Annotated in this window: 1 protein-coding gene; it reads left to right on the forward strand. The window is 62.6% G+C overall.

What is annotated here, in order from left to right; all coding sequences use genetic code 11:
- Nucleotides 1–50 precede the first annotated feature (50 nt).
- On the forward strand, nt 51–1,346 hold the full coding sequence (locus QMA15_RS32570; RefSeq protein ID WP_290289304.1) for a M20/M25/M40 family metallo-hydrolase: 1,296 nt from the start codon (nt 51–53) through the stop codon (nt 1,344–1,346).
- Nucleotides 1,347–1,436: the final 90 nt, after the last annotated feature.

The following is a 1,436-nucleotide window of genomic DNA, read 5'->3' on the forward strand; positions in this document are numbered from 1 at the left end:
CAACCCCGAATAATCCGAATCCGAGCAGAGCCGAAGCAGAAGTAGTCGAACTGGTCAGTTCTCTCATCCGCTTCGACACCTCGAACACGGGAGAACTCGAAACCACCAAGGGTGAGCGTGCGTGCGCGGAGTGGGTTGCCGCGCAGCTTCAAGAAGTCGGTTACGAGACGGAATACGTCGAGTCCGGTGCGCCCGGCCGAGGAAATGTCTTTGCTCGTTTGAAGGGAGCTGAGTCGGGTCGTGGTGCGTTGATGCTTCACGGTCACCTCGACGTCGTTCCGGCCGAGCCCGCCGACTGGAGCGTCCATCCCTTTGCCGGCACCGTCCAGGACGGTTACGTCTGGGGGCGCGGCGCCGTGGACATGAAGGACATGGTCGGGATGATCCTGGCTCTTGCCAGGCAGTTCAAGGCGGAAGGCGTCGTACCGCCGCGTGATCTGGTGTTCGCTTTCGTGGCGGACGAGGAAGCGGGCGGCAAGTACGGATGCCAGTGGCTGGTCGAGCACCGCCCGGATCTGTTCGAGGGAGTGACCGAGGCCGTGGGTGAGGTGGGCGGTTTCTCGCTGACGGTTCCGCGGCCGGACGGAACCGACCGCCGGCTCTACCTCGTGGGGACTGCGGAGAAGGGCCTCGGTTGGATGCGTCTGACGGCCAAGGGACGTGCCGGGCACGGCTCCTTCCTCCACGACGACAACGCGGTCGCGACACTCGCCGGCGCGGTCTCGAGGCTTGCTGCTCATCAGTTCCCGATCGTGATCTCGGATTCGGTCGCGGAGTTCCTGACCGCCGTCGGCGAAGAGACCGGATTGGACTTCGATCCGGGATCACCTGACATCGACGGGACTCTCGCGAAGTTGGGGACGATCGCCAACATCATCGGGGCGACGTTCCGTGACACGGCGAACCCGACGATGCTCAAGGCCGGATACAAGGCGAACGTCATTCCGCAGACTGCCGAGGCGGTCTTCGACTGCCGCGTGCTGCCGGGACGTCAGGCCGAATTCGAGCGCACGGTGGACCAACTGATCGGTCCCGACGTGACCCGCGAGTGGATCACCAAGCTGGATTCGTACGAAACAACGTTCGACGGCCATCTCGTCGACGCCATGAACGAGGCGATCCTCGCCCATGATCCGGAGGCTCGCACAGTTCCGTACATGCTCTCCGGCGGAACCGACGCGAAGGCATTCGCGAAACTGGGCATTCGCTGCTTCGGCTTCGCACCTTTGCAGTTGCCGCCCGAGCTGGATTTCAGCGCGCTGTTCCACGGCGTCGACGAGCGAGTTCCGGTGGACGCACTACTGTTCGGGACACGTGTTCTGGAACATTTCCTGCTCAATTCCTGACGAGCACGTAGATAGATCCGTGAGCTCTACGCACATCGAGCTCTCTTGTCACAGAAAGGATTCGCATGGCGCACGATCCGTACGAACCAT

The sequence above is a fragment of the Rhodococcus sp. APC 3903 genome (genome assembly GCF_030407755.1).
Lineage (GTDB): Bacteria > Actinomycetota > Actinomycetes > Mycobacteriales > Mycobacteriaceae > Rhodococcus_F > Rhodococcus_F erythropolis.